Source organism: Rugosimonospora africana (assembly GCF_016862975.1).
GTDB classification, from domain to species: domain Bacteria; phylum Actinomycetota; class Actinomycetes; order Mycobacteriales; family Micromonosporaceae; genus Rugosimonospora; species Rugosimonospora africana.
Window position 1 is genome coordinate 1 of the sequence record NZ_BONZ01000058.1, and the last position, 21773, is coordinate 21773.

The 21773-nt window shown below is 70.2% G+C and carries 16 protein-coding genes; 6 read left to right on the forward strand and 10 right to left on the reverse strand.

Translation table 11 applies throughout. From position 1 onward, the window contains the following. Nucleotides 1-234: 234 nt before the first annotated feature. Nucleotides 235-732 (forward strand): GNAT family N-acetyltransferase, encoded by a 498-nt coding sequence (locus Raf01_RS29815; RefSeq protein WP_203921383.1) that lies wholly within the window; start codon nt 235-237, stop codon nt 730-732. Nucleotides 733-934: 202 nt separating this feature from the next. On the opposite strand, the gene sigJ is transcribed toward Raf01_RS29815, so the two are convergent. The 9 genes from sigJ to Raf01_RS29860 all read right to left on the reverse strand — a co-directional run bounded on the left by sigJ (nt 935) and on the right by Raf01_RS29860 (nt 12653). Beyond that, nucleotides 935-1870, reverse strand: a complete 936-nt coding sequence (gene sigJ / locus Raf01_RS29820) for an RNA polymerase sigma factor SigJ (RefSeq protein WP_239134030.1) — start codon at nt 1868-1870, stop codon at nt 935-937. 212 nt (nt 1871-2082) lie between these two features. Further along, nucleotides 2083-5595, reverse strand: a complete 3513-nt coding sequence (dnaE, locus tag Raf01_RS29825; protein WP_203921384.1) for a DNA polymerase III subunit alpha — start codon at nt 5593-5595, stop codon at nt 2083-2085. Beyond that, a complete protein-coding gene (locus tag Raf01_RS29830; RefSeq protein ID WP_203921385.1) occupies nt 5588-5866 on the reverse strand; it encodes a hypothetical protein in 279 nt (92 codons plus the stop codon). Before Raf01_RS29830 ends, dnaE begins: the two co-directional genes overlap by 8 nt. A 186-nt stretch (nt 5867-6052) precedes the next feature. After that, nucleotides 6053-7837, reverse strand: a complete 1785-nt coding sequence (locus tag Raf01_RS29835; RefSeq protein WP_203921386.1) for an FtsX-like permease family protein — start codon at nt 7835-7837, stop codon at nt 6053-6055. 1 nt (nt 7838) lies between these two features. Next, nucleotides 7839-8618, reverse strand: coding sequence for an ABC transporter ATP-binding protein (locus tag Raf01_RS29840; RefSeq protein ID WP_239134031.1), 780 nt, complete (start codon nt 8616-8618; stop codon nt 7839-7841). A 52-nt stretch (nt 8619-8670) separates the two neighbouring features. Then, nucleotides 8671-9207 (reverse strand): PadR family transcriptional regulator, encoded by a 537-nt coding sequence (locus Raf01_RS29845; RefSeq protein ID WP_239134032.1) that lies wholly within the window; start codon nt 9205-9207, stop codon nt 8671-8673. Between the two features lie 286 nt (nt 9208-9493). Further along, nucleotides 9494-10390 (reverse strand): carbohydrate ABC transporter permease, encoded by an 897-nt coding sequence (locus tag Raf01_RS29850; protein WP_203921387.1) that lies wholly within the window; start codon nt 10388-10390, stop codon nt 9494-9496. Next, nucleotides 10387-11295, reverse strand: a complete 909-nt coding sequence (locus tag Raf01_RS29855) for a carbohydrate ABC transporter permease (protein ID WP_203921388.1) — start codon at nt 11293-11295, stop codon at nt 10387-10389. The genes Raf01_RS29850 and Raf01_RS29855 overlap by 4 nt, the downstream gene beginning before the upstream one ends. A gap of 74 nt (nt 11296-11369) precedes the next feature. Then, nucleotides 11370-12653 (reverse strand): ABC transporter substrate-binding protein, encoded by a 1284-nt coding sequence (locus Raf01_RS29860; protein WP_203921389.1) that lies wholly within the window; start codon nt 12651-12653, stop codon nt 11370-11372. A gap of 759 nt (nt 12654-13412) precedes the next feature. On the opposite strand from Raf01_RS29860, the gene Raf01_RS29865 reads away from it, so the two are divergent. From Raf01_RS29865 to Raf01_RS29885, 5 genes are all read left to right on the forward strand, one after another. Beyond that, complete coding sequence (locus tag Raf01_RS29865; RefSeq protein ID WP_239134033.1) at nt 13413-14588, forward strand: exo-beta-N-acetylmuramidase NamZ family protein; 1176 nt, start codon at nt 13413-13415, stop codon at nt 14586-14588. Further along, nucleotides 14585-16336, forward strand: coding sequence for a serine hydrolase domain-containing protein (locus tag Raf01_RS29870; protein WP_203921391.1), 1752 nt, complete (start codon nt 14585-14587; stop codon nt 16334-16336). The genes Raf01_RS29865 and Raf01_RS29870 overlap by 4 nt, the downstream gene beginning before the upstream one ends. Nucleotides 16337-16378: 42 nt before the next feature. After that, on the forward strand, nt 16379-17329 hold the full coding sequence (locus Raf01_RS29875) for a MurR/RpiR family transcriptional regulator (protein WP_203921392.1): 951 nt from the start codon (nt 16379-16381) through the stop codon (nt 17327-17329). Between the two features lie 521 nt (nt 17330-17850). Further along, complete coding sequence (locus Raf01_RS29880) at nt 17851-18762, forward strand: NlpC/P60 family protein (protein WP_203921393.1); 912 nt, start codon at nt 17851-17853, stop codon at nt 18760-18762. 125 nt (nt 18763-18887) lie between these two features. After that, nucleotides 18888-19850 (forward strand): PfkB family carbohydrate kinase, encoded by a 963-nt coding sequence (locus Raf01_RS29885; protein WP_239134034.1) that lies wholly within the window; start codon nt 18888-18890, stop codon nt 19848-19850. Nucleotides 19851-19885: 35 nt separating this feature from the next. Here Raf01_RS29885 and Raf01_RS29890 read toward each other — a convergent pair whose 3' ends face one another. Then, a complete protein-coding gene (locus Raf01_RS29890) occupies nt 19886-21502 on the reverse strand; it encodes a rhamnogalacturonidase (protein ID WP_239134035.1) in 1617 nt (538 codons plus the stop codon). Nucleotides 21503-21773 lie beyond the last annotated feature (271 nt).

Sequence of the window (21773 nt, forward strand, 5' to 3'; positions counted from 1 at the left end):
CCCCACAGCGCCGCCCCACAGCGCCGCCCCACAGCGCCGCCCCACAGCGCCGCCCCACAGCGCCGCCCCACAGCGCCGCCCCACAGCGCCGCCCTGCGATGGCCGCCCCACGACGGCGCCCTGCGATGGCAGTCCTGCGACGCCGGCCCTGCGAATAGGCCGCGGACGAAATCGTTTGGTGGTCGAACCTCGCCTGATGCAGGATCTCTTCGTGATCACGAGTCGGAGAGCGTGGTGAACGCTGACATGCCGGTGCGGCTTGAGCTCGAACCGATGAGCGGCGATGAGTTCGTCGTCCGCCGTGCCGAACTCGTCGAGGACTACGCGCAGGACCTGGCGTCCAGCCGTGGCTTCGATGGCGAACACGCGCGAAAATCCAGCCAGGAGCTGATCGACGGCCTGCTACCGCAGGGCGCCGCCACGCCGGGCATGCTGCTGTTCACCGGCACCGCCGGAGGTGAGCGGGTCGGCTGGGTCTGGCTCGCGCTGCCCCGGGCGCCCGAGCGTCCCGACACCGCCTGGGTGTTCAACGTCTACATCGACGCCGGGCACCGGGGCAGGGGCTACGGCCGGGCGATGATGCTCGCCGCCGAGAGCGAGCTGGTCCGGCGCGGCGTGCCCCGGCTCGGGCTGAATGTCTTCGGGGACAACACGCCGGCGATCCGGCTCTACGAGAGCCTGGGCTTCACGGTGACCTCCCAACAGATGGCGAAGCCGCTGCCAACCGGGTAATCGAGCCGGCCGGGTAATCGTGCGGGCCGGGTAATCGTGCCGGCCGGGTGAGACCGTGCCGCCGGATGGGACTGTGCCGGCCGGGTCAGACCGTGCCGGCCGGGTCAGACCGTGCCGGCCGGGTCAGACCGTGCCGGCCGGGTCAGACCGTGCCCGGCCGGGTCAGACCGTGCCGGGCCGGATCAGACCGTGCCGGGCCGGATCAGTCCTCCGTCCACGGCCGGAGCTTGTCGGGGTTGCGTACCGCCCAGAGGTGTTTGACCCGGTCGTTCGCGATGTCGAACGCCATCACCGACACGATGACCCCGTCGCGTTTGGCCACCAGGCCGGGCTGGCCGTTGACCGTGCGTTCCAGGATCGTCATGCCGGGCACCAAGGCGGAGATCTCGATGGCGTAGCGCGCGACCTGCTCGCTGCCCCGGATCGGCCGGAGCACGGCGCTGACCACGCCGCCGCCGTCGGCGATGGCGGTGACGTTGGGGTCGAGCAGGCCGATGAGAGCGTTGATGTCCTTGGCCTCCCAGGCCGCCTTGAAGGCTCTGACGATGTCGGCCTGCCGGGCCGGCGGACTCGTGAGGGCCTGGGACGCGTCGATGCGATGGCGGGCCGAGGAGGCCAGCTTCCGGCACGCCGCTGGGGTACGACCGACGATGTCGGCCACCTCGGCGAAGGAGTAGCGGAACACGTCGTGCAGGATGAACGCGACGCGCTCGGCCGGGGTCATCGATTCGAGTACGACGAGGAAGGCCATGTTGACCGACTCGTCGAGGGTGACCCGGTCGGCCGGATCGGCGGTGATGCCGCCGGGCCGTCCGCCGATCCACTCGGCCTGCTCCGGTAGCGGCTCCGGGACCCATTCGCCCACGTAGCGCTCCCGCCGGACACGCGCCGAGCCGAGCAGGTCGAGGCAGACCCGGCTGGCGACGGTGGTCAGCCAGGCGCCGGGGGACTCGATGGCCTCCTGCTGTTGCGGCGACATGGCGTACCAGCGAGCGTAGGTCTCCTGTACGACATCCTCGGCGTCGGCCAGGGAGCCGAGCAGCCGGTAGGCGAGATTGATCAGGTGACGCCGCTCACTCATGATCGCGCCGAGGCTCGGATCGGTCCGGTCGTATCCCGGCTCGGATGGGGTGGTCATGGTGTCGCCGGCTCCCTTGTTCGTGGCTGCCCTCACGGGTGTGGAGGAGCCCCTCACAGTGTGGACGAGCCCTCACAGGGTCGACGAGACAGCGCACCGATATGTGAGGTCGGCGGGTATGGGATCAGCGGTCGTGAGACCGGCGCGCACGGCTCGCCGGTGCGGCGCGGCCACGCCAAACCGCCGAGCCGCACCGGCGACACCGTGATGAATCACGACGAGATGTTCGCCGCGCCGACGAACGCCTTCAGGTCGGCCAGCAACGCGGGCGTGACCTCGACCGAGTGGTTCTGCAGCCGCAGCAGGTGCCGGCCCATCTGCAGGCGCACCTCGGTCTGGCCGCGGTGCCGGGTCAGGATCTCGTTGAGCCGCTCCACCCGATCCTCGTTGATCTGAGCCTGTCGCATCGTTATGGTCAGTGGCCGCGCGCCGCTGGCGCCGCTGACATCGAGAATCCTCATGTCGGATACGGCGACGGCGACCCCGCTGTCGCGCCGGTTCACCCTGCCCTTGATGGCCACCACGAGGTCTTCGGCGAGACGGTCGGACACCAGCTCGTACGTGTTGGGGAAGAACAGCACCTCGATCCCTCCGGCCAGGTCCTCCAGGGCGGCCGAGGCCCACATCTTGCCCTGCTTGGTGACCCGCTTGGCGACACCGACGAGCATGCCGGCGATGGTGACCTGAGCGCCGTCGGGCATCTCGTCGTCGTCGATCTGCGCGATGGCGTGTTCGGACGCGCTGCGCAGGACTCGTTCGGTGCCGGCGAGGGGGTGGGAGGACACGTACAGGCCGAGCATCTCCCGTTCGAAGGCGAGCAGGTCGCGCGGATCCCACTCGTGGTCCTTGATTTCGATGGTCAGCGCGGTGTCGGACTCGTCGTCCGGCATGAGGGAGCCGAACAGGTCGAACTGGCCTTCCGCCTCCTTGCGCTTGACCGCGGTCGTCGCCTCGACCGCCTGTTCGTGAATCTCCAGCAGGCCCTTGCGGGTGTGCTTGAGGGAGTCGAACGCGCCGGCTTTGATCAGCGATTCGATGGTGCGCTTGTTGCAGACCGCGAGTTCGCCCTTGCCCATGAAGTCGTTGAACGAGGTGTACGCGCCCTTGTGCTCGCGGGTACGCACGATCGACTCGACCACCGGGCCGCCGACGTTGCGCACCGCGTGCAGGCCGAAGCGGATGGCGTCGCCGACCGGGGAGAACTGGGCGACGGATTCGTTGACGTCCGGGGGCAGCACCTTCATGCCCATGCGGCGGCATTCGGCCAGGTACAGCGCCATCCGGTCCTTGTCGTCGCCGACCGAGGTCAGCAGCGCGGCCATGTACTCGGCGGGGTAGTTGGCCTTCAGGTAGGCCGTCCAGTACGCGATGAGGCCGTAGGCGGCGCTGTGCGCCTTGTTGAACGCGTAGTCGGCGAACGGGACCAGGACGTCCCAGATGGTCTGAATGGCGTTGTCGGAGTACCCGTTGTCGCGCATGCCCGCCTGGAACGGGACGAACTCCTTGTCCAGTACCTCCTTCTTCTTCTTGCCCATCGCCTTGCGCAGGTTGTCGGCCTTGCCCAGCGAGTACCCGGCCAGCTTCACCGCCGCCCGCTGCACCTGCTCCTGATAGACGATCAAACCGTGGGTCGGGCCGAGGATCTCCTCCAGCGGTTCGGCCAACTCCGGGTGGATCGGCACGATCTCCTGCATCTTGTTCTTGCGCAGCGCGTAGTTGGTGTGGCTGTTGGCGCCCATCGGCCCCGGCCGGTACAGGGCGATCAGGGCGGAGACGTCCTCGAAGTTGTCCGGGCGCATCAGTTTCATCAGCGCCCGCATGGGCCCGCCGTCCAGCTGGAACACCCCGAGGGTGTCCCCGCGGGAGAGCAGCTCATAGGTCGGCTTGTCGTCCAGCGGCAGTTGCAGCAGGTCGATGGTGTGCCCGGTGGTGGTGGCGACGTTTCTGACCGCGTCGGCCATGATGCTCAGGTTGCGCAGCCCGAGGAAGTCCATCTTGATCAGGCCGAGCGTCTCGCAGGTCGGGTAGTCGAACTGCGTGATGATGGCCCCGTCGTCTTCCCGGCGCATCAGCGGTACGTGGTCGACCAGCGACTCGGCGGACATGATGACACCGGCGGCGTGCACGCCGGTCTGCCGGACCAGACCCTCCAGCCCGCGCCCGACCTCGATGATCTTCGCGACGTCCGGCTCGGAGTCGTGCAGCGCGCGTAGCTCGGTCGCCTCGCCGTAGCGGGGGTGGTTGGGGTCGAAGACGCCGGACAGCGGCATGTCCTTGCCCATCACCGGCGCCGGGTACGCCTTGGTGATCCGGTCACCGACCGCGTAGGGGTAGCCGTTGACCCGGGCCGCGTCCTTGATCGCGGCCTTCGCCTTGATGGTGCCGAAGGTCGCGATCTGCGCGACCCGGTCGTCGCCGTACTTCTCGGTCACGTAGCGGATGGTCTCGGTGCGCCCGCGTTCGTCGAAGTCCGTGTCGATGTCGGGCATGGAGGCGCGTTCGGGATTGAGGAAGCGCTCGAAGATCAGCCCGTGGTCGATCGGGTCCAGGTCGGTGATGCCCAGCGAGTAGGCCACGATGCTGCCGGCGGCCGAGCCGCGGCCGGGGCCGACCTGGTGGCCGTTGTCCTTGGCCCAGTTGATGAAGTCGGCCACCACGAGGAAGTACCCGGGGAAGCCCATCTGGCTGATGACCCCGATCTCGTACTCGCACTGGGCCCGCCGGTCGTCGGGAATGCCGCCCGGGTACCGGCGGCTCATGCCCGACCACACCTCCTTCTCGAACCAGCTCTGCTCCGTCTCCCCCTCGGGAGCGGGGAAGCGGGGCATCAGGTTGTGGTAGGCGAACATGCCGGTGGTGTCGACCCGCTCGGCGATGACCAGCGTGTTCTTGCAACCGTCCGCCCAGAGGTCGGAGCTGTCGACGGTGAACATCTCCTGCGCGGACTTGAGGTAGTAGCCCGAGCCGTCGAACTTGAACCGGTTGGTGTCTGAGATGTTCGCGTTGGTCTGCACGCACAGCAGCGCGTCGTGGGCGGCGGCCTGATCCGGGACGGTGTAGTGCGAGTCGTTCGTGACCACCGGCCGGATCCCGAGCTTGCGACCGATGTCGATCAGGCCGTCGCGGACCCGCCGCTCGATCTCCAGCCCGTGGTCCATGATCTCGAGGAAGTAGTTGTCCGCGCCGAAGATCTCCTGGTACTTCGCGGCGGCGGCCAGCGCCTGCTCCGGCTGCCCCAGCCGCAGCCGGGTCTGCACTTCGCCGGACGGGCACCCGGTCGTGGCGATGATGCCGCTGGCATACTCGGCGATCAGCTCCGCGTCCATCCGCGGCTTGCCGTAGGTGCCCTCGATGGACGCACGGGAGGCCAGCCGGAACAGGTTGTGCAGGCCCTCGCTGTTGCTCGCCCACATCGTCGCGTGGGTGTAGCGGCCGGCACCGGACACGTCGTCGGACTTCTGCTCGGGCTTGCCCCACCGCACCGGACGCCGCTCGTACCGCGTCTCCGGCGCCAGGTATGCCTCGATGCCCAGGATCGGGGTGATGCCGGCACCGGTGGCGGCCTTGAAGAACTCGTAGACCCCGTGCATGTTGCCGTGGTCGGTGATCGCCACCGCCGGCATGCCCAGGCGCTTCGCCTCGGTCATCATGTCCTTGATCCGGGCGGCGCCGTCCAGGATCGAGAACTCGGTGTGGACGTGCAGGTGTACGAACTGGTCAGACACCGAGCGCCTCCTTCGAGCCGCCGGCCAGAGGTGCGAGTCGCAGGGCGTGGGCGCGGTGCTCGACCAGGGCGTTGTTCACCGCGGAGGGCGACACCCCGAGGTCCTGCGCGATCTGGGCATGCGTCATGTCGCGCGCGGCGTCGGCGATCGCGGCCCTGCGCACGGCGGCCAGGACCGACTTCGCCTCGTCGATCAACCGTGGGGCACTGCGCGCCGCGGACAGCGCGTCAAGCTCCAGAATCCCGGTCAGTGAGTCCGCCAACGCGGTCACTCGATTACGCAGCGCAACAGCTGCATCGCCCTGATCATCAGCCACACCGCACCCTAATGCCACCCTAGGGTGTCAGCAAAGACGCGACCGGCGTGGCGCCCGCACCGCTCCTTGATGTTGCCCGTCGGATGCCGCCCGTCGGGATACCGCCCCGTCAGGACGCCGTCCCGTCAGGACGCCGCCCCGTCAGGACGCCGTGGACCGGAGGGTGTCCGCGACCGGACGCCGCGCGGCGGCTATGGCGGGGACGGCGGTCAGCGCGGCGACCGCGAGCAGGATCCCGAGCGCCGTGGCGAGCCACCAGACCCCGGGCGGGTACCGGATCTGGCCGGCGCTGGCGGCCAGGAACAGCACGATGCCGGCCGGGATGCCGGCGGCGACCCCGGGTACCGCCGGAAGCAGTTGCGCCGCCGACAGTCCGGCGGTCGCCTGTCCGGGCGTCGCGCCGAGCGTCCGGGCGACGGCCAGCGGATGCCGGGCGTCGAGGACCGCGGACCAGGTGCTCACGACCGCGTTGATGAGCGCGAGGACACACAGTACGACGATGACGATCAGCATGGCGTGGTAACTGCGCTCGTCATCGGGATTGACGAGCTCCGAGGGGCCGATGTGGGTTTCCTGCCTGTTCTGCACCTGGAACATGAGCGCGGCGGCGAGCGTGGTCGTGGTGATCAGGGTGTTCACCATGGCGAGCCGGGCGCGGCGGGGCCGGCGGGCGTTGATGCGTACCCCGATGAGCAGGGCGGTGGGCAGCCGGCGAGACAGCCGGACGCGCCCACCGCGACGCCGTGGCGGCGAGGCGGCGTCGGCCAGCGCGTGGACGGTGTCGGTGATCGCGGCACGCACCACGGGTGCCAGGGCCGCCGCGGCGGCGATGACGAGGGCGAAACACGTGGCGGCGACCACGGTGCGCAGCGCGGGCGGGTGGGCGCCGACCGAGCCGAGGAAGCCGCCGCCGGGGCTGGCCAGCAGAGGCGCGGCGAGCCAGCCGGCGGCCAGCCCGATGCCGGCGGCGGCCAGCCCGATCACGAGGTACTCGGCGAGGTGGACGGCGGCGACCATGGCCGGCCCGGCTCCGACGGCCTTGAGCAACCCCAGCCGGCGGCGCTGGCCGATGACCCGGCCGGCGACGATGCCGGCGACGCTGGCCACCGCGAGGGCGGCGAGCAGCCAGCTACCGATCAGCATGGTCTTCCGCGCCTGCTTCGCCAGCGCGCTGTCCTCTTCGGCGATGAACTGCCAGGACCTGGTGTTGAGCGCGGCACTCGACACTGCGCCGAACGCGTCGTGGGCCGCCGGGTCGGCGAGTTTCACGTTCAGCGTGTACGACAGCGACTGCGACCCGCCGGCGAGTGCCGCGATGTCGCCGCGGTCGACCCAGACCAGGCCGCCCGGGTCGGTGAACGGGGTGCCCGGCACACGCCAGCCGGCGCGCGGGTAGGCGGCCCTGGCGGCGGTGACCGCGGTCCCGTCCACGCGCAGCGAATGACCGTCGACGCTGACCGTGTCGCCGGTGTGCACGCCCAGCGCGTCGGCGAAGGCGCGTTCGAAGACGACGCCGCCGGGGCGCACCCAGGTGCCACCGGTCACCGCCGGCCGGTCGAGCGTTGCCGGGGCCCGGTCACGGCCCTCGACGACCGCGTGCACGGTCTTGCCGCGGGCGGTCAGCATCAGGTAGGCAACCGGGTACGGTCCACTGTGGCCGGTGACGCCGGGCGCGGTGGTCAGCGGCGCGAGGGCGGTCAGGGCCTGCGTACCGGTGACCTCCGGGGGCTCCACCACCACGTCCGGTCCGGCGGTGGCTGCCCGGGTCCGCTGGTACGGCCGGTCGGCGATCCCGTTGAGGGCGAGGCCGAGGGTCAGCGTGCCGGTCGCGGCGGCGATGGCGGCCAGCAGGAGCACGGTCTCGGTCGGCCGGCGGCGCAGGTCCCGCACCAACAGTCGGCACACGAGCAGCAGGCGACCGGCCACGTCAGCGCCTCCCGCCGTAGACGGTTCCGGCGGCCGCACCGGCGGCTGTACCGGAGCCCCTACCCGAGCCCGTACCGGCCATACCGGCGCCGGCGAGCGGGCTGTCGTCGGCGAACGCCCCGTCGCGCATGGAGATCATCCGGTCGGCGACCGCCGCGATGCGCGCGTCGTGAGTGACCACCACGAGAGTCTGTCCGGCGGCGCGTATCTCGTCGAACAGCCGCAACACCTCCACGGTGGCGGCGCTGTCCAGATTGCCGGTGGGCTCGTCGGCCAGCACGACCAGCGGGTCGTTGCTCAGCGCGCGGGCGATCGCGACGCGCTGGCGCTGGCCGCCGGACAGCTCCGCGGGCAGGTGCCGGGCCCGGTCGGCGAGCCCGACCCGGTCGAGCAGGTACATCGCCCGCTTGCGGGCCCGGCGCGGCGACTGCCCGGCAAGCAGAGCCGCGAGTTCGACGTTCTCCACGGCGGTGAGCTCGTCCATCAGGTGGAAGGACTGGAAGACGAAGCCGACGCTGTCGCGCCGCAGCCGGGCCAGTGCCCGCTCGCTCATCGTGTCGATCCGGTGGTCGGCCAGCCACACCTGCCCGTCGGTGGGCCGTTGCAGCCCGCCGAGCAGGTGCAGCAGGGTGGACTTGCCGCAACCGCTGGGCCCCATGATGGCCAGCGCCTGCCCGGCGGGTACGTCCAGGTCGATTTCGTCGACCGCGCGCACCAGCCCGCTGTCCCGCCCGTACTGCCTGGTCAGCCCGCGCGTCCGCAGCACCATCGACCCGGTCACGCCGATTCTCCGGGCATGCCCTCGTGGCCCTCGCTTCGCTTGGTGCGCTCGGTCATGCGCTCGCCCTTCCCGTCCGGTCGCGCTCGGTCCACATGCGCTCGCACGCCTCCAGCCACTCCAGGTCGGCCCGCAGCCGCAGCACGACCCCCTCCAGCAGCAACCCGGCGACCGGGTCCACCGAATGGTCCAACGCGGCCCGCTGGGCGTCGCGCAGCCGGCGCAGCACCTCGCGCCGCTGCGCGTCGACCAGGTCCACCGGATCGGCCAACCGGGCGGCCGCGGCGGCGACCAGCTTGAGGTGGAACTCGGTGAGGTCGGACTTCGGCCAGTTCACCTCGGTCAGCCAGGCGGCGACCCGCTGCTGCCCGGCCGGGGTCAGCGCGTAGACCCGGCGGTCAGGCCGGTCCGGCAGGCCCTCGGCCCGCTCCGAGGTCACCAGGCCCGCCTTCGTCAACCGGGTGAGTGTCACGTAGATCTGCCCGGCGTTCATCGCGTCGCCGAGAGGGCCGAGCGCACCACGCATCCGGCTGCGCAACTCGTACCCGTGCGCCGGCTCCTTCGCCAGCATGGCCAGTACCACGTCCTGCACCCAGGTCCCCCTCCCCGATCACTGCCCCCAGGGCCGCCCCCGCAGCGGCGCCCCTCGCAGGCCGTCCTCGCAGCGGCCGCCCCCCCGCGGGGGTCGCCCTCCCAAGGCCGGCCTCCCAGGCCCGCCCTCCGTCCAGACCGACCGATCATAGATAACCGCTAGCCATGACGGTGTCAAATCGGCCCATGGCGATGTCAGAGCGGCGTCGACGGTCTCGCGCGGATGAAGGGTGCCGGATGAAGGGTGCCCGGGGGAGGGCGCCGGGGGAGGGGCGCCCGGGAAGGGGTTACTTGCCCATTCCCGCGGTCAGTCCGGCCACGATCTGCTTGGTGGCCGCGAGGAACAGCACGATCAGCGGCAGGGTCGCGATGACCAGCCCGGCGAACAGCGCCGACCAGTTCGTCTGGAACTCTCCGAAGAACTGGGTCAGTCCCACCGGCAGCGTGTACTTCCCGGTCGTACGCATCAGGACCAGCGGGAAGAAGAAGTCGTTCCACAGCGGTACGAAGCGGAACACCACCACGGTGGCGATGGCCGGACGGACCAGCGGCACCATGACCCGGGCGAAGATGCGGAACTCGCTCGCGCCGTCGATGCGCGCGGCCTCCTCCAGCTCCCGGGGCAGGCCGCGGAAGAACGCCGACATGATGAACACCGAGAACGGGATGCCGCTGGCCGCGTACACCAGCACCAGCCCGAGCCGGGAGTCGATCATGCCGAAGCTGCCCAGCAGGTAGAAGATGGGCAGGATGCCCAGGCGGATCGGCAGCATCAGCCCGGACAGGAAGTACGCGATGAGCACGCCGCTGCCCCGAAACTGGTACCGGCCCAGCACGTAGGACGCCGGCAGCGACACGCACACGTCCAGCGCCACCGCGGCGATGGTGACCAGGGCGGAGTTGCGCACGTACGTGCCGAACGACGCCTCCGTCCACGCGGTCCGGTAGCTGGACAGGTCCAGCGAGCCGGGCAGGCCGAGCGGGTCGGAGAGCACCTGGGCGTTGGAGCGCAGCGAGTCGAGCACCATGACCAGCATGGGCGCCAGCGCCACCACCGCGTAGCTCCACAGCAGCAGGAGAGCGAGGATGAGGACCGCCCGCTCGCGGGGCGTGCGGCGGCGCGCACGCCGTCCGGTGCGCGGCCGGTCCGCGACGCGCGGTACCCGTTCGTGAAGGACGGTCATGTCAGTTCGGCCTCGCGACGGCGGACGATGCGGTTGGCGAGCACCGCAATGCCGAAGATGAACAGGAACAGCAGCACGGCCAGGGCGGACGACTGCCCGATGGCGTCGGCACCGCCCTCCTGGAAGGCGACCCGGTAGAAGATCAGACCGAGTACGTCGGTCGCGCCGCCCGGTCCGGTGGGCTGGTTGCCCTGGGCGCCTTCGAGCGAGTAGACGAGCTCGAAGGTGTTGAAGCAGCCGATGAAGGTCAGGATGGAGACCACCCCGATCGACGGCAACAGCAACGGCAGCGTGACGCGGAAGAACCGCTGCCAGGCGTTCGCCCCGTCGACCCGGCTGGCTTCCGCGTACTCCGACGGCAGCCCGGCCAGTGCCGCGCCGAACAGCAGGATCGGGAAGCCGACGTACTGCCACGCGTTGACCAGGATGACCACCGGCAGGGCGGTCGACGGGTCACCGAGCCACGGCTTGGCGAACGAACCGAGCCCGACCGCTCGCAGCGCCGCGTTCACCGGGCCGAAGCTGGGGCTCAGCAGCAGGCTCCACAGGTATCCGACGACCAGTCCGCCGACGAGGTAGGGCAGCGTGTAGACGGTCTGGAAGAACCGCCGACCGAAGCGCAACTCGGTGAGCACCACCGCGACGAGAAGCCCGAACGTGTTCTGCACCACCATGGTGCCGATGAAGAACACGACGGTGTGCCAGAACGCCGGCCAGAGCTGGTGGTTGAGCGGGAACGTGGTGAACAGGCCGGTGAAGTTGGCCAGCCCGGCGAACCCGCCGCGGGCGGTGCCCTCCCAGCGCCAGAAGCTGTCCGCCAGCGCGGACAGCAGGGGGTACACGACGAACAGGGTGTAGAGCAGGAACGCCGGCACGAGGAAGTAGACCGCGGTACGCCACCTCATCCGCGGCACCGGACTCGTGCCGGCCGGCCGCCGGTGACGGCGGCCGGCACGAGTCCGTGCTGCGGTACCCGTGTCTACGGTTTGAACCATTGAGCGATGCCGTTCTGGATGTCGCCGGCCACCTGGGCCGCGCTCTGCTGGCCCAGTAGCATCTTCTGCAGCCCGGCGGCCTGAAGGTCGCTGCCCAGCGGCGTACCGTACCGGAAGTCGACCAGCATCAGGTACGGCGTCGGGCTCTGCGTGTAGTCCTGCACCATCTGGCTCAGCAGCGGGTCGGCGGACTGTACCCCCTTGACCAGCGACACCTGCTTGAGGTCGTCGGCGACCATGTGCCCGAAGTCGGCGGTGGTCATCCACTGCAGCAGTTCCAGGGCCTCCTTCTGGTGCGTGGACTTGGCGTTCAGCCCGTAGGAAGCGTCCACCCAGCCGACCTCGAGCGGGTTGTTCACCAGGGCGCCGGGCGCGGGCGGCGCGTTGAACACGCCGAGGTTCAGGTTGGCGTTGATGGCCTTCATGGGCGCGAGCGCGAACGAGCCCTCCGGGATCATCGCCGCCTTGCCGGTCGCGAACAGCGTCTGCACGTCGGTTTCGGCGAGCCCCATCTGATCCTTGGGGAAGTACGGCTTGAGCTGGTTGAGCACGTTCAGCGCGGCGACGTAGTCCGGGTCGGTGAACTTCGCCTGGCCGGCGAGCACCTTCTTCTCGAAGGCCGTCCCGCCGTAGCGGGTCGCGGCGAAGGCGTCGTCGTACAGCGGGAGCAGCCAGGTGTCCTTGCCAGCGGCGGCGAACGGCGTGATGCCGTGGGACAGCAGCGCCTGCGAGTCGGAGATCAGCTGATCCCAGGTGGTCGGCGGCTGGAGGCTGTACTTCGAGAAGATGTCCTTGTTGTAGTAGATCTGGAACGTCGACATCTCCAGCGGTACGCCGTAGACCTTGCCGTCCTTCTTGCCCCGGGTGCCGTCGAGCGCCGTGGTCTCGAAGTTGGACAGCCCGGCCACCTTGCCGTCGAGCGGCACCAGGTTGCCCGCCTCGATCAGCGGCTGCAGCCCCCCGTACGACCGCAGTTGCGCGACGTCCGGGCCGCCCGCCTGGGTCAGGCCGGTCGACAGGATGGTGTTGTACTCGGTCGACTTGTACGGCTTGAAGTCCACGGTGATGTTCGGGTGCGCCGCGTGGAACTTGTCGAAGATCTTCTTGTAGGTGCTCGCGTCCTCCGGGCGCCAGGACCACACCGACAGCGTGACCTTACTACCGCCGCCGGCGTTGCCGCCGCCCGAGGATCCCGTCGCCGTGCAGGCTCCGGTCGCCGCCATGGCTGCCGTTATCGCGAGAATCGCAAGCGCTCTGCGCGTTCTCATCTCTGTGACCTCTCCTCCGGAGGGACCGTGACAATCAACTTCCCGTGCCGGTGCCGGTGTCCTTCGCCGTCGCCGGCGCCTTCGTCACCGGTCAGCCGTGGCGTGCCGACCGGCCGGTCCGGGGGAGTGACCACGCCGCGGTCGCGGCCCGCGCCGGGGTCGACGCCCGCGTTGGGGTCTCGGCCCACGCTGCGGTCTCGGCCCGGCCCGGCCACGGTGGCGGTCTGCTTCGACTGACGCAGCACGATAGAAACTTTCCATCACGCGTCTGAATACGTCAATCCTTCTCCGCACGGCCCCTCTCCGGCGGCCCGGCCCTTCTCCGCGGATCCTCTCCGGCGGCCCGGCCCGGGGAGCGGAGAAGCATTGACGAGCACGACAATGTGTCGGTAATCTTCAAACCCATCAATGCGGCCGTCAATAACTTCCACGTGAACAGCTGTCACGCCAAGAACCCTCGCGTGAACAGCTGTCACGCGAAGAACTGCCACGTCAAGAACTGTCACCTCAAGAACTCCGCACCATCGTGCGCCTCGGCGCCGATGCGGGGAGGAGCGACGCGTGATGCCTATCGGCCGTCGGACATTCCTTGGCACAGCGGCCGGCGCGGTTGTCGCGCCGGGCCTGGCTGTGCGGGCCGCGACCGCGGCCCCCGCCTCGGCGGCCTCCCCAGGCGCTGCTGCGGGGGCTGCCTCAGGCACTGCTCCGGGGGCTGCCCCGGTCGCCCCCGGTAGTGGCCCGGGCGGGCACGGGGACGTTGTGCGCACCGGACTCGAGGTGCTGATGTCCTCGGGCTACGCGGCCCTGCGCGGGCAACGTGTCGGGGTCATCACCAACCCGACCGGGATCCTGCGCGACCGGCGCCACGAAATCGACGTCATGCACGGCGACGACCGGATCGACCTCGTCGCGGTGTTCGGGCCGGAGCACGGCTTCCGGGGCACCGCTCAGGCCGGCGGCTCGCAGGGCTTCTACGACGACCCCCGCACCGGGCTGCCGGTGTACGACACGTACGGCAAGAGCGGGCAGGCGCTCGCCGACGTGCTGACCGCCTCCGGGGTCGACACGGTGGTCTACGACATCCAGGACGTGGGCGCCCGCTTCTACACCTATATCTGGACGCTGTATGACTCGATGGTCGCGGCGGCCATGGCGGGCAAGCGGTTCGTCGTCCTGGACCGGCCCAACGCCAGCTCGGGCCGGCAGGCGCTGGGCCCGGTGCTCGACCCGCGGTACGCCACCTTCGTGGGCCGCAAGCCGATCGCTCAGGCGCACGGCATGACCGTCGGCGAGCTGGCCCGGCTCTACAACGGGCAGTGGGTCGCCGGCGACGCCGGAAGGCCGGCCGAGCTGACCGTGCTGGAGATGGACGGTTGGCGGCGCGACATGTTCTTCGAGGACACCGGGCTGCCGTGGGTGCCACCGTCGCCGAACATGCCCACCGTCGACACCGCGGTCGTCTACAGCGGCACGTGCCTGTTCGAGGGCACGACCGCCTCCGAGGGGCGGGGCACCACCCGGCCCTTCGAGGAGATCGGTGCCCCGTACGGCGACTGGCGGTGGCGGGACGCGCTCACCGCGCTGAACCTGCCGGGTGCCGCGTTCCGTGAAGCCTACTTCGCCCCGACCTTCGACAAGTGGGTCGGGCAGACCGTCGGCGGTGTGCAGCTGTACGTCACTGACCGGCGCGTGTACGACCCGGTCCGGACCGCGGTGGCGATGCTGGTGACGCTGCGGCAGCTGTACCCGGACCACTTCGCCTGGCGGCCGGACCTCTGGATCGACACGCTCACCGGATCGGACCAGGTGCGCACATCGATCGACGCGGGCCACGGTGTCGACGACGTCGTCGCCGGCTGGCAGGCCGGTCTGCGCGCCTTCCGCGCGCTGCGCGAAAGGTACCTCATCTACCGCGACCACGGAGGCGCTCGATGACCCTTCGACGTTCAGTGTGTGCCGCCACCGCCATCCTCACGTTCGCCGGCCTGGTCGCGCTGCCCACAGCCGGGGCGGCGGCACCGACCGGGGCACCGCCCACCATCAGCGGCACCGACCTGCGGTTCACCCACCCGTCGCAGACGCTGCGGTACGGCAGCGCCGCGCAGGCCGGCCTGGTGAGCCGGTACGTCGACCAGATCGGCACGGACATCACCTCGTACCTCGCACCGTCGCCGACCTATCCCGAGTACGCCGGCGCGGTCGCGCTGGCCGCGCACGACGGCGTCATCGTCGCCCACGACACCGCGGGCTACGCGCTGCGCTACGCCGACGACACCCCCACCGAGCTGCCGCCGGACCAGTGGATACCGATGCGGCAGGACACCATCTTCGACCTGGCCTCGATGACGAAGCTGTTCACCTCGATCGCCGCGGTGCAGCTCATCTCGGCCGGCAGGATCGGGCTGGACACCCCGGTGGCCCAGTACATCCCGGCGTTCGCCGCGGCCGGCAAGGGCGACATCACCATCCGCAATCTGCTCACGCACACGTCCGGGCTGCCCGCCGACCCCAGCCCGTCGCTGTGCGACTACGCCACCAACGACCAGCGGTGGGCGGCGGTCTACGCGGTGACGCCGTTCGCGCCGCCCAACACCGCCTACCTCTACAGCGACATGAACATGATGACCCTGGGCAAGGTCATCGAGCAGGTGACCGGACAGCCCCTCGACCGGGTCATCACGCAGCGCATCACCGCGCCGCTCGGCATGCGCGACACGATGTTCAACCCGCCGGACTCGCTCAGGCCGCGCATCGCCGCCGAGGAGTACCAGCCGTGGACCGACCGCGGCATCGTCTGGGGCACCGTGCACGACGAGAACGCGTACTGCGTCGGCGGGGTCTCCGGGCACGCCGGCCTGTTCTCCACCGCGCACGATCTGGCGATCCTGTCGCAGGCTCTGCTCAACGGCGGCCGGTACGGGCGCACCACCATCCTCTCCCAGGACGCGGTCCGGACCCTGTTCACCGACAACAACCAGGCGTTCCCGGGCAACGCGCACGGCCTGGGCTTCGAACTGGACCAGCGGTTCTACATGGACGCGCTCAGCTCGCCGGTGACCGCCGGGCACACCGGCTACACCGGTACGTCGATCGTCATCGACCCGCTGTCCGACTCCTTCGTGATCCTGCTGACCAACCGGGTGCACCCGAGCCGCAACTGGGGCAGCAACAACCCGTCCCGCCGCGCGGTGGCCCGCGATCTGGCGCTGGCACTGCCCGTCCGCCCGGCGCAGGGGCCCACCGACTGGTTCTCCGGAACGTCCGACGCCAGCACCGCGACGCTGACGGTTCCGGTCGCGGTGCCGGCCGCCGGCGCCAAGCTGACATTCGATCTGTGGTACGACACGGAGAGCACCGACATCGGCCGGCTGGAGGCGTCCGGCGACGGCGGTACGACCTGGCAGCCGGTTCCGCTCACCCTGCGGGCGGGTGCCGACGTCTGGCAGACCGGCGGATCGTTTTCCGGGTTCGAGGGCCGGCAGTGGTTGACGGCCGCCGCGACGGTACCCGGCGGCACCACCCAGCTGCGCTGGCGCTACACCACCGACCCGCTGTACGAGGGGCGCGGGGTCTACCTGGACGCGGTACGGGTCACCGGTCCGCACGGCCCGCTGTTCGACGACGGCCGGCCGAAGGACGCGGCACTCGTCCAGCTCGACGGCTGGACGGTCGGCCGGACGTGACCGTCCATTCTGCACACCGGCGCCGTGGACTACCTTGTTGCCATGGCTTCTAGCCGCCAACCGCGGGCGTCCGCGTCCGGCACCGGATCCGTCGGTGCCGGGCGTGCGCCCGGATCCGGCACCGCAGTCCGCATCCGGGCGCTGCTGCCGGCCATGCAACCGTCCATGCGTCAGGTGGCTGAGCAGGTGCTGGCCGACACCGGCACCGCCGCCACGCTGACCATCACCGAGCTGGCGGTCGCCTCGGGCGTGTCCGAGGCGACGGTCATCCGGTTCTGCAAGACGATCGGCTTCGCCGGGTACCCGCAGCTGCGGCTGGCGCTGGCGACCGAGGCCGGGCGGGCGCAGGGAGCCGCGCGCGACGACCGGGACATCGGCAGCGACATCGGTCCGGGTGACGACCTCGCCCGGGTGGTCGAAAAGATAGCGTTCGCGGACGCCCGCGCGGTCGAGGAGACCGGGGCGCAGCTCGACATCGCGGTACTCAAGCGGGTGGTCGAGGCGCTGGTCCGGGCGCGCCGGGTGGACCTCTACGGGGTGGGCGCCAGCGCCTTCGTCGCGATGGACTTCCAGCAGAAGCTGCACCGCATCGGCCGGGTCGCGTTCGCCTGGGCGGACACCCACGCGGCGCTGACCAGCGCGGCCCTGCTCGGTCCGAAGGACGTGGCCATCGGCATCTCGCACACCGGAGCCACCGTGGACACGATCGACGCGCTTGCCCAGGCACGCGCGCAGGGCGCGACCACCGTGGCACTCACCAACTTTCCCCGGTCGCCGATCGCGCTGGCGGCCGAACACGTGCTCACCACGGCCGCCCGGGAGACCACCTTCCGCTCCGGCGCGATGGCCAGCCGGCTGGCGCAGCTGACCGTCGTCGACTGCATGTTCGTCGGGGTCGCGCAGCGGACCTACACGAACACGCTGGCCGCGGTGGCCGCGACCCGGGGCGCGGTCGGTGGCCGCCGGACGCCGGTGCCTCGCCGCCGTCGCTGACGAGCCCCGGGCCGGCGCCGTCCCCGGGACGGGACGGCGACGGTGAGAAAGAATGCCGCTGGCCCGCCGCCAGCCCGCCGCCGGCCCGCCGTGGGCCGACGGGTACCGGCGCGGGTGGCGGCAAACGCCGCCGCATCCCGAGACCGCTCCGTCTGCTCATGATTCTCCTGCCGTAACCGCGGCTGTCGTCGTTCCCCGGTAAGCCTCGCGCGGCCGGCGCACTCCTGGGGCGGGTCGCCCTTTTGGCGTCCTGTCGCGACGGTGTCCTCTCGTGGCCGGTGTCCTCTCATGGCCGGCGCCCTCGCGCGGCCTGCGTCCTCCAGCGGCCGGCGCTCTCCCGCAGGGCGCCGACCGTCGCGCGGTCCGGCGTCCTGCCCGCGTTCGCTTCCGGCGGTCGCACCCGCGCGCGGCAAGGCCGATGGCAATCCCGATGGCAAGCCGCTTCAGCGAGGGTACGTGCGCGGCGCGGCTGGCCGAGAGGAAACCGAGCGGTTCGCGCTCCTCCAGAAAGGACACAGATCGTGAGAATTCGAAGAGTGTTGGTGGCCGCGGCTCTGGCCGGCGGTCTGAGCCTCGCGATCGCGCAACCCGCGTTCGCGGTCACCACGACCCAGGTGCAGTGGGATCTCGCCGGGATGGCGTACCTGTCGTTCACCGACATCGACGGCATCAGCGGCCCGCACACCACTGCGGCTGTGGAAGCGTTCCAGACCGACCGGTGCCTGGACAACGATGGCATCGTCGGCGCCGAGACCAGCGCCGAACTCAGCTCACAGGTCATCAAGATTCAGCAGGTCGTCGGTGCGGGCGCCGACGGCATGTACGGACAGAACACCGAGAACGCGGTCAAGTCGTGGCAGGGCGCGCATGGCCTGACGCAGAACGGCCAGGCCGACGCGGCCACCATGACGGCGATGAACATCCAGCGGGTCAAGGACTGCACGCCACCGCCGGCCACCGAACTCGGCGCGGCCATCGTCCAGATCGCTCAGACGGAGAACGCCGACACGGCACACAACCGCGAGCACGGCGGTTACAACTGCAACTACTACACGACCGCGCTGGGCCTGGCGGGAACCGGAGCGACCTGTACCAACGGCTGGAAGACCCAGGCGTGGTGCGCGGACTTCGGCAAGTGGGTATGGATCCAGGCCGGAGCGGCCACCTCGGGAATCAATTCGCTCTACAACAGCTTCGAGACCTACGGCAAGAACCACGGCACCTGGCACACCAGCAACCCCCAGCCGGGTGACGCGATCGTCTTCAACTACGGTCACGTGGGCTTGGTGGTGTCGGCGACCACCAGCAACGTCACCTACATCTCCGGCAACACGTCCAACCCGGCCACCGGCAATGACGACGCGGTGTTGCAGAAGACGATCAGCCGCTCGACCTCGTCGATCGTCGGGTACGCGTCTCCGGTAGCGAAGTAACCGGCGCGCGGCCACCACGCGAACGGCAACCGCCCGACCCGGGCCGGGATCACCTTCCCGGCCCGGGTCGAGTATCGGACCCGACGTACGGTTTCGACCGTGCCGACCGCGGGTAGCTCGCCGGCATGGGAGATGTGGACGTGCTGGTGGTCGGTCAGGTCGCCCGCGATCTCGTCCTGCTGGTCGACGACGTCCCGGGCCCCAGCGGGACGGTACCGGTCCGGCAGCGCCTCGAGATGCTGGGTGGCAAGGGAGCCAACCAGGCGGTCGGGCTGGCACAGCTCGGCGTGCGCGCCGGCCTGGTGGGCGTGGTGGGGGACGACCCGATCGGCCGCGAGGTGCGCGACCAGGCGGCGCGCGACGGCATCGACGTAACCGGAGTGGCGTGCCGCACCGGAGCCCGGACCGGACTGATCACCAGCGTCGTATCCGGTGGCCGGTGGCGGTACCTGGAGGATCTGCCGGCGGAGGTCCTGCTCGGCCCGTCCGACATCGAGCGCGTCGCGGATCTCGTTCGCGCCGCCCCGACCGTCGTCCTGCAGATGCAGCAGCCGGGCGAGGCGATGCTCATGGCCGCCCGGCTGGCGAAGGCCGCCGGCCGGCGGATCGTCCTGGACGGAGCACCGCAGGATGCCCGGCATCGCGACGAGTTGTTGGCCTGTGCCGACATTGTGCGCGCCGATGCCCGCGAAGCGCGGGCGCTGACCGGTGGCGACATCGAGGACGCGGCCTCCGCGCGCCGGGAGGCCCGGCGGCTGCTGGCGCAAGGACCCACCCTGGTAGCGCTCGCCGTGCGGGACGCGGGCAACCTCGTCGCCTGGCCCGAGGGGGAGACGTTCGTCCCGGTGACCGGGGTGGACGTCCTCGACACGACCGGCGCCGGAGACGCCTTCGTCGCCGCCATGACCGCGGCCCTGATCGGTGGGCGTGATCCGCGGGCCGCCGCCCGGCATGCTACGGCGGCGGCCAGCGCCACGGTTGTCCGGCTCGGCGGCCGGCCCTGCCTGGACGAGGAGGCGATGGCACACCACCTCGCCCTGGTACCGCCGGGTGAGCCCGCCACGGGAACGAGCCCCGCGGCGGGCTGACCGGGTGCCGGCGGGTACTCACAGCTCCTTGTTCTTCACAGTTCCTTGTGCTTGACCTGACCGAGCCGTTTGTCTCCCACCGGCCGGCTGGTGGTGAGGATGAAGCCGTCCACATCGTCGAGGACGAAGCTCGGCGTACCCTGCGCCTTGTCGGCGCGGCTGTGATGGAAGTCGGCGTCGGCGACGTCGTCGAGGACGAACGCCGGCCGGGTGTCCTTCGTCTCGTACCGGACCTCGACGTTGTCCATGGTGATTCCACTGGCGTGACGGATGTAGAACCCGTAGGCCGGCAGGGTGCCGAACATGGTGGGCTCGGGGTAGGCGTCCTCCAGTTCCGGCGGATCCGCGACCGCGTCGCCCATCGACAGTCCGCCGACCAGGTGGTGGCGCACATCGCTGATCCGTACGTCCGACACGTTGTGGCCGGGGATGCCGGCGATCGTCGAGGGGTACCGCGGGTCGGCGTTGTGCGCGATGACATTGCTGATGCTGACCCGGCGCAGCGCGCCGACACTCAACCCCTCCGGGCCGCGCATCCGCGCACCCAACCGGAGGAACAACGGCATCTGCACGTTGCGCATGGTGATATTGCTGACCGTCACGTCTTCGAGCTGCCCGCCGTCGACGGACTCCAGCGCCAGCCCCCGGCAGTACTCGAAAATGATGTTCGAGATCGCGATGTTCTTGAATCCGCCGTTGGACTCGGTGCCGCACTTGATCCGGCCCGTGCGCCCGTACGCCCCGGTCTTGTAGGTGCCGTCGACCAGGGTACCGAGGTCGTAACCGCTGACCATGCAGTTGTCGATGGTCACGTTCTCGGTGTCCCGCACCTCGTTCAGCGCGTACGAACTCTTCAGCACGATGGCGTCGTCGTTGGGCGAGTTGACGGTGGTGTTGGAGATCCGCACGTTCTTGCAGCAGTCGATGTCGATGCCGTCGCGGTTGGTGTCGATGACCAGACTGTCGATGCGGAAGTTGTCGACTCCGGTCGGCAGGATGCAGAAGTGCCCGCCGTTGACCATGGTGATGTCGCGGATGGTGACATTGCGGCACAGCTTGAGGGCGATCGCCTTGTTTCCCTGTAACGGCGCGGACTCCTGGCTTCCGCCGCTCAGCAACCCCTTGCCGTCGATCGTGCCCGGCCCGCAGATGGTGATGTTCTCCAGCCCCTCGCCCCAGATCAGGCTGTTGTGCCAGTGGCTGTGGCCGAAGTCCTGGTAGGGATTGCCGGCTCCGGGCTCGGCCGGGTCGTAGCCCTTGCCGCCGGCCGGTGCGGCGCCCAGCAGTGTGGCGTTCTGCGCGAGGTACAGGGCGACGTTGCTTTTGAGGTGTACCGAGTAGCTGGCGTAGACGCCGGCCGGAAAGTAGACGGTACCGCCCGGTCCGCCATCGGCGTCCTGTCCATTGGTGCCCTGGCTGGCGGCTGTTTCGATCGCCTGGTTGATCGCATCGGTGTCGATGGTCACTCCGTCGCCCTTGGCGCCGAAGCTCCGCACGTCAAAGACGCGGCCCGGTCCACCCGGTCCGCCCGGCCCGTCGGCCGCCCCGGCCGGACCCGCCACAGCCGGACCCGCCCCGATCAGAGGCAGTGCGGCACCGGCCGCGCCGGCGGTTCCCCAGGTGACGAACCGGCGACGACTCCACACACCCACGACTTCTCCCGTCTGTCGCGACGATGGCGCTCCACGATGGTGGCGCCCCACGACGTTGGCTTTCCACCCGGCCCCCGTTTGCCGCCACAGCGTTTGTTTCCACAGCGTTTGTTTCCACAGCGGTCGTCGCGACTGCGGCCAACCGGAACGGGTGGGGCCAACGTGATCGTTGGCCCCACCCTGCTGTCACCGCATCGATGGACACCACAACTTTTCTCGCCGGACGGAATGGGTTTCGCCACTCGCCGGCCCAGATCCGCGCGCCCTCAGA

What these genes read in the sequence shown, in the direction of transcription:
- Raf01_RS29850 (WP_203921387.1), bottom strand. Translation starts at nt 10,390, where the DNA reads ATGACCGTCCTTCACGAACGGGTACCGCGCGTCGCGGACCGGCCGCGC.
- Raf01_RS29860 (WP_203921389.1), bottom strand. Translation starts at nt 12,653, where the DNA reads ATGAGAACGCGCAGAGCGCTTGCGATTCTCGCGATAACGGCAGCCATG.
- Raf01_RS29870 (WP_203921391.1), top strand. Translation starts at nt 14,585, where the DNA reads ATGACCCTTCGACGTTCAGTGTGTGCCGCCACCGCCATCCTCACGTTC.
- Raf01_RS29855 (WP_203921388.1), bottom strand. Translation starts at nt 11,295, where the DNA reads ATGAGGTGGCGTACCGCGGTCTACTTCCTCGTGCCGGCGTTCCTGCTC.
- sigJ (WP_239134030.1), bottom strand. Translation starts at nt 1,870, where the DNA reads ATGACCACCCCATCCGAGCCGGGATACGACCGGACCGATCCGAGCCTC.
- Raf01_RS29885 (WP_239134034.1), top strand. Translation starts at nt 18,888, where the DNA reads ATGGGAGATGTGGACGTGCTGGTGGTCGGTCAGGTCGCCCGCGATCTC.
- Raf01_RS29875 (WP_203921392.1), top strand. Translation starts at nt 16,379, where the DNA reads ATGGCTTCTAGCCGCCAACCGCGGGCGTCCGCGTCCGGCACCGGATCC.